The organism is Shewanella sp. MTB7, assembly GCF_027571385.1.
Lineage (GTDB): Bacteria > Pseudomonadota > Gammaproteobacteria > Enterobacterales > Shewanellaceae > Shewanella.
Genome location: NZ_CP085636.1, coordinates 5780694 through 5787500, shown reverse-complemented (window position 1 = coordinate 5787500; position 6807 = coordinate 5780694). Strand labels below are relative to the sequence as shown.

General features: G+C 41.5%; 3 protein-coding genes, 2 rRNA genes and 2 pseudogenes (1 of these 7 cut by a window edge). 4 read left to right on the top strand and 3 right to left on the bottom strand.

Annotated features, from left to right (window positions below; genetic code table 11):
- From HWQ47_RS25205 to HWQ47_RS25195, 3 genes and pseudogenes are all read left to right on the top strand, one after another.
- Positions 1-191 (top strand): 23S ribosomal RNA (locus tag HWQ47_RS25205); it begins 2729 nt to the left of the window's first position.
- Positions 192-406: 215 nt separating this feature from the next.
- A 5S ribosomal RNA gene (gene rrf, locus HWQ47_RS25200) occupies positions 407-522 on the top strand.
- 169 nt (positions 523-691) lie between these two features.
- A pseudogene (locus HWQ47_RS25195) lies at positions 692-1726 on the top strand (IS630 family transposase).
- 15 nt (positions 1727-1741) lie between these two features.
- Here HWQ47_RS25195 and HWQ47_RS25190 read toward each other — a convergent pair.
- Both HWQ47_RS25190 and hxpB read right to left on the bottom strand, forming a co-directional pair.
- Positions 1742-2093, bottom strand: a pseudogene (locus HWQ47_RS25190) (winged helix-turn-helix domain-containing protein); the annotation flags it as partial.
- Positions 2094-2152: 59 nt separating this feature from the next.
- The gene (gene hxpB / locus HWQ47_RS25185; protein ID WP_269968704.1) at positions 2153-2833 is read right to left on the bottom strand and encodes a hexitol phosphatase HxpB; all 681 of its coding nucleotides are present in this window, start codon (positions 2831-2833) and stop codon (positions 2153-2155) included.
- 415 nt (positions 2834-3248) lie between these two features.
- On the opposite strand from hxpB, the gene acnB reads away from it, so the two are divergent.
- Positions 3249-5846: a bifunctional aconitate hydratase 2/2-methylisocitrate dehydratase gene (acnB, locus tag HWQ47_RS25180; RefSeq protein ID WP_269968703.1), complete on the top strand. Its 2598-nt coding sequence runs from the start codon at positions 3249-3251 to the stop codon at positions 5844-5846.
- A gap of 166 nt (positions 5847-6012) precedes the next feature.
- Here acnB and rsd read toward each other — a convergent pair whose 3' ends face one another.
- Entirely contained in the window at positions 6013-6480 is a 468-nt protein-coding gene (rsd, locus tag HWQ47_RS25175) for a sigma D regulator (protein WP_269968702.1), read from the bottom strand.
- Positions 6481-6807: the final 327 nt, after the last annotated feature.

The window sequence follows — 6807 nt, the reverse complement described above, 5'->3', positions numbered from 1 at the left end:
GCCCGGTAGCTACGTTCGGAATCGATAACCGCTGAAAGCATCTAAGCGGGAAGCGAGTCCTAAGATGAGTCATCCCTAGAGATTAAATCTCTTTAAAGAGCCGTTCGAGACTAGGACGTTGATAGGCAAGGTGTGTAAGCGTTGTGAGGCGTTGAGCTAACTTGTACTAATGACTCGTAAGGCTTAACCATACAACCCAGATGGGTTTTATGTAGCTAGGTGATACTTAGCGACAAAAGAATACGAACTTGATTTAAGTTGGTCATAAAATGCTTCTGCATTTATGACATACAGTACATCCGTGTACTAAACCCAATTATTTAGAATTATCTTGCGAATGTGAGATAACAGCTTTCGAAATTATTTACCTTTAGCTTTTTAAACGCTGAAAGTAATAGCAAATTTGTCTGGAAACCATAGCATTGTGGCCCCACCTGATCCCATCCCGAACTCAGAAGTGAAACGCAATCGCGCCGATGGTAGTGTGGGGTCTCCCCATGTGAGAGTAGGTCATTTCCAGACGCCTATTTATTCTCGAAAGAGAAGCGATAAAGCCCGTTGCTTATGCAACGGGCTTTTTTCGTTTTGATTGGAAACAATTTGTCCGTTTCCTAGTGCACTCCTCATTTATACCAATCGGTATAAAGATGTGATCTAATCTGAACAGTTAATTTTAATGATTAGGTTACATATGGAAAAGCTTAATACCACTGACTTTCGCTCTCTGGCACGACGAGAGAAAAATGCACAAAAGCGGATCCGTCTTTTGGCATTAGCACATTTCAGTGAAGGGCATAACCGCATTGAGATCACGAGTATTCTTAAGGTGAGTCGTACCAGTGTAAACAAATGGGTAAGTGATTTCTTAACCGACGGTTTAGCGAGCCTTGAGCACAAAACATCACCTGGTCGACCTCCATCTTTAAACAAGACTCAATCTAAACAACTCGCAACATTCATTGAGCAGCAAAGTTTATCTGAAGAAGGCGGCAGACTATCGGGTGCTGATATTAATGAATATATTTCTCAGCACTTTGGTATCAATTATGAACCATCAAGTGTCTATAGAGTATTAAAGCGGCTAGGTTTTTCTTGGATAACGAGTAGGTCAAAACATCCTAAACAATCCCAAAAAGCACAAGAAGCTTTTAAAAAACTTCCGCTTGGAAACGATCCTTAACATCCCCGGTCATATTGCCCTGGCTCAAGTTGATGTTTGGTTTCAAGATGAAGCTCGTATAGGGCAACAAAACACGACGACACGCTTATGGGCAAAAAAAGGAAGTCGTCCAAGAGTCGTTCGACAACAACAGTTTGAGTACGCTTATGTTTTTGGGGCGGTATGTCCGTCGAATGGAAATACCGAAGCGTTGATCACTCCATGGGTAGATAAAAGGTTCATGCGGCAACACCTAAAGTTAATTTCTGAAGCAACTCTTCCAGATCGCCACGCTGTCGTGATCATGGATGGTGCCGGTTGGCATACAAAAGATCTAGATGATGAATTCGATAATCTAACCATGATTAAACTACCTCCCTATTCACCAGAGCTTAATCCTATCGAACAAGTTTGGGGATGGATAAGACAGCGCCTTTAGCCAATAGGTGTTTTGCCAATTATGAGGACATTGTCGAGCAATGCACGCAAGCTTGGAATAGCTTTATTAGTGACATTGATACTGTAAAGAATCTATGCAATCGTTCATGGATAAACCTGACCAGATGATTATACCGATTGGTATGATATTAATTTCAAGTGTTCATGCATACATTCACTATTAGCAAATGGAGCAATGATGGCTTCTGTTGTGCCAGCTGCAGGACAGACTGCGCCAAATAAATATGCTGATTCAAACTGCTGTTGACGAACTGCCCGTGGGCGAGTTCCTTTGGTGGCCCAAAGCCGTGTAGTGGTGTTCTGTTGGCCAAATCTCGCTTCATCTTGGAACCACACATCAACGCGATCAAGTGGTTATTCAGGAGAAGCCTTGTTGATGCAATAATCGATAGAGATTACTTTGCTGAAACTCAACGCCAAACTCCATTTTTATAAAGGATGCTACATCTTGGGCGTTTATACGACCTCCTTTCTCTCTACGGAAGTGAGTCATGCAAGCTTAATATAGTTGAAGCGTTTCTAGTGGCTGTAGCTTTATTGCCCTTGCAGTTTCAATTCATCAGTTAGGTATTTTGGTAGATCGGTGAGTGATACTAATTGCTTGTGGGCGATAATCCACTTCGACTCGTGTTGCTGCTCAATGGCAGGTATGGCAATAGTTTGCATGCTTGCAGCTCTAGCTGCTATGAGACCGTTTAATGAGTCTTCGATTGCAATACATTGTGTGGGGTTGATATTTAAGTCGTGAGCGCAATTAAGGTAAACTTCTGGGTGTGGTTTTCCAAAGGCTAAATACTCAGCCGAGTTAATCGAATCAAAAAAATGCTTTATATTGAGTTTGGCTAACGTAGCTTTAACTATGGCATGAGATGAAGAGGTTGTTAAACCAATTTTTAAACCATTTTCTCGGCAAAAATCTAATGCCTGTATGACTCCATTCATAGGTCTACCACTGGTTAAAATCTGTTTGAGGACCTGATCTACAATTAGCTTTGATGTTTGCTCGTTATCATAGTTATCCCATGGGAAATTCTGATACCAATAGCTGACTACTTGATCGATTCTAAGGCCGGTAGTTTGTAAAATGTCGCTATGATTGAGGTTTAGTCCAAGGTTTGTAAGAACTTCATATTCAGCAGTTTGCCACATAGGTTCTGAATCAATCAATATGCCATCCATGTCGAAAATTACGGCCTTAAGTGAGAGTGATGTCATCGTGTTCCAGTATGTTCAGTATAATTAAGGTGAATAGTACTGCATTATTATGGTTTTTATTAGCAATGTAGAAAGATAAATAGTCTGTGTTTGTTAGTTTGTTTTCTGATTGCTTTTACAGATTTTATCAAACTAATTACAATGTAACTGTTTGTTGACAATGACATTAACTATATTTTTAAACTATGGTCTAATTACATTGATGGTGCTGATGGAATAAATTACAGTGCATCGTGAGTTATGTTGTGGATCTAGTTCTGGTTTGCTAACCACAAGAGTGTGATCTGATTCAAACTTTTTTAAAGCTGTAGTATAATACGGCCAGAAATAAGGGTCGAGCCTGCTTAACTGTGAGCTTTATTTATGAAGCAGTGCAGTTTCATTGTAAGAACGCCAAACAAAGAGGAATATTGCCGTGCTAGAAGCATATCGTAAACACGTCGCAGAGCGTGCTTCAGAGGGCGTAGTCCCTAAGCCACTAGATGCCCAACAAGTGGCAGAATTAGTTGAGTTAGTTAAAAACCCACCCGTAGGTGAAGAGGCACTTCTCCTCGATCTACTTGAGAACAGAATTCCACCAGGAGTAGATGAAGCAGCGTATGTAAAAGCTGGTTTCCTGGATGCTTTAGCTAAAGGTGATGTTAGTTCACCTATATTGTCATCTGCGCGTGCGGTTGAACTGCTAGGTACTATGCAAGGGGGTTACAACATTGACCCTTTGATTGCTCAGTTGGATGATGATGTACAAGCTCCGTTAGCTGTTACTGCTTTATCAAAAACCTTGCTGATGTTTGATTCTTTCCATGATGTAGTAGAAAAGATGCAAGCTGGTAATGCTTATGCCAAACAAGTTGTTGAATCCTGGGCTAATGCCGATTGGTTCCTGAACCGTCCAAAGCTTGAAGATAAAATTTCCTTGACAGTATTTAAAGTCACTGGTGAGACTAACACGGATGATTTGTCACCAGCACCAGATGCTTGGTCTCGTCCAGATATCCCATTACATGCTTTAGCTATGTTAAAAAATGCTCGTGAAGGTATTGTACCTGATGAAGCGGGTGCTGTTGGTCCAATCAAAGAGATTGAGCAACTTAAAACTAAGGGCTTCCCGTTAGTTTATGTTGGTGATGTTGTTGGTACTGGCTCTTCTCGTAAGTCAGCGACTAACTCTGTGTTGTGGTTCATGGGCGATGATATTCCTAATGTTCCTAATAAGCGCGGCGGTGGTTTTTGTCTAGGTGGTAAGATCGCTCCAATCTTTTTCAACACAATGGAAGATGCTGGTGCATTGCCAATTGAATTAGATGTTAGCAAGATGAATATGGGGGATGTCATTGATATCTATCCATATCAAGGCGTAGTTAAGCGTCATGATAGCGACGAGGTGATCTCTGAGTTTGCACTTAAAACAGCAGTACTTATGGATGAGGTTCGTGCCGGTGGTCGTATCCCATTAATTATCGGTCGTGGCTTAACTACTCGTGCTCGAGAAGTGTTAAAACTTAAGGAGTCTACTGTATTCGTATTGCCACAAGATGTGGCTGATACGGGTAAAGGTTACACGTTGGCACAGAAGATGGTGGGTAAAGCTTGTGGTGTGACAGGTGTTCGTCCCGGTCAATATTGTGAGCCTAAGATGGCCTCTGTTGGCTCGCAAGACACGACTGGCCCTATGACTCGCGATGAGCTTAAAGATCTCGCTTGTCTTGGTTTTAGTGCCGACTTGACGATGCAATCTTTCTGTCATACTGCAGCTTATCCTAAGCCAGTTGATGTAAATACTCACCATACTCTTCCCGATTTCATTATGAATCGTGGTGGTATTTCATTGCGTCCTGGTGATGGTGTTATTCATTCTTGGCTAAACCGTATGTTACTTCCTGATACCGTAGGTACAGGTGGTGACTCTCATACTCGTTTTCCTATTGGAATCTCTTTCCCTGCGGGTTCTGGCTTGGTGGCATTTGCCGCTGCAACGGGTGTAATGCCACTGGATATGCCTGAGTCTGTTTTAGTGCGCTTTAAAGGTGAAATGCAACCTGGTATCACACTACGTGATCTTGTTCATGCTATTCCGCTTAAAGCGATCGAGATGGGTCTATTGACCGTTGAGAAGAAAGGTAAAGTTAACTTTTTCTCTGGTCGCGTACTTGAAATCGAAGGCTTGGAAAGTTTGAAAGTGGAGCAGGCCTTTGAGCTTTCTGATGCTTCTGCTGAGCGTAGTGCTGCTGGTTGTAGTATCAAGCTAGATAAAGAGCCTATCATCGAATATCTAAACTCAAACATCGTGATGTTGAAATGGATGATTGCTGAAGGTTATGGCGATCGCCGTACTATTGAGCGCCGTATTATCGCCATGCAGGATTGGTTAGCTAACCCTGAATTAATGGCTGCCGATGCTGATGCTGAATATGCTGCCGTTATCGAAATCGATTTGAATGACATTAAAGAACCCATTCTTTGTGCCCCCAATGATCCCGATGACGCGGTACTGCTTTCAGCTGTTAAAGACACTAAGATTGATGAGGTTTTTGTCGGTTCTTGTATGACTAATATTGGTCATTTCCGTGCTACGGGTAAGATGCTTGATAAGTTTGCCACTTCACTGCCAACTCGTTTGTGGATCGCGCCTCCAACAAAGATGGATCGCGATCAATTAACTGAAGAGGGTTATTACGCAATCTTCGGTCGTGTTGGTGCTCGTATCGAGATCCCAGGTTGTTCTCTATGTATGGGCAATCAGGCACGTGTTGCTGAAGGTGCGACGGTTGTTTCTACATCGACGCGTAATTTCCCTAACCGTTTAGGAACGGGGGCAAATGTTTACTTAGCCTCTGCTGAGTTAGCGGCTGTAGCTGCATTGCTAGGTCGTCTACCTTCTGCAGAAGAGTATCAGAGCTATGCGAAGGAGTTAGATGCCACAGCAGCTGATACCTATCGTTACCTGAACTTTGATCAGATCGCATCTTATACAGAAAAAGCTGGCGAAGTAATCTTTCAGTCTGCAGTTTAATCTCTCATTTATTCGAGTGATATAAACGTAAGAAGGCCAGCTTGTTAGCTGGCCTTCTTGTATCTGTCTTTAAAAATAATAAGCGTTAAATGGATAGTTTACATCTAGGGAGAACCATAAAAATTTGTTCGGCAATCTAATTGAATACTCACCATAAATCGTTCAACTAGGAGTGTTTTGCATGTAATACTTCCAATAGCTTATCTTCCAGTTCGAAACGAGTTTCCATCGCATGGCCTAAAGATGACAGATCTTTATCGAGCTGAAATAACACATTATCATCTACCAATTCTGTGTATTTATCATTGAAATCAAGGGCTGAATCTGTTGTTTCGCTGATTCGAGGCACTAGATTTTGCGCTAGTGTTTTACTCGATATTCCATTTTTTTCGCATGCAGTAACAACTTGATCATAAACTTCAAAATGTCCTTCAGAAACATAGTCCATCAATAGATCACAAAACTCTTTGACTAAGATTACAGGAGGAAGAGATTTCTCTGTTGAATCGTAAGGAGGTATACCTGCAATTTTGCAGTAATTAATCAGCAGTTTACGACGGTTATTTAGCCAATGATCGATTAGGCTGTTTGCACCACCCCATCTTTGTTCGACTTTTTCCAGTTGTTTTAACATGATAGTTCTCGATTCTGAGTTCTTCCCTGACTTCTAATGTAGGTGACAACTAGGGTATTAATCAACCATTATTCGACTATTTGATGAGATAAAGTAAATTAGTGCTTTGGGTTGGTTTTTATACTTGGATATTGATGGGGATTAGGAAATTGGATCGTCTAAAATAAAATGCCCAGCGATGAAAAATTATCGCTGGGCGAGTATTGGTTTTTCAGGCTCGATAGAACGAGCTTCTTGATTGTTCTTGCTAGCGCAGACTTTTTATACCAAAGGCTTGAGGTGTGTGCAACTTTTTTTTGTCATATTGGGAACATTAACACGAATTAA

What these genes read in the sequence shown, in the direction of transcription:
- hxpB (WP_269968704.1), bottom strand. Translation starts at nt 2,833, where the DNA reads ATGACATCACTCTCACTTAAGGCCGTAATTTTCGACATGGATGGCATA.
- rsd (WP_269968702.1), bottom strand. Translation starts at nt 6,480, where the DNA reads ATGTTAAAACAACTGGAAAAAGTCGAACAAAGATGGGGTGGTGCAAAC.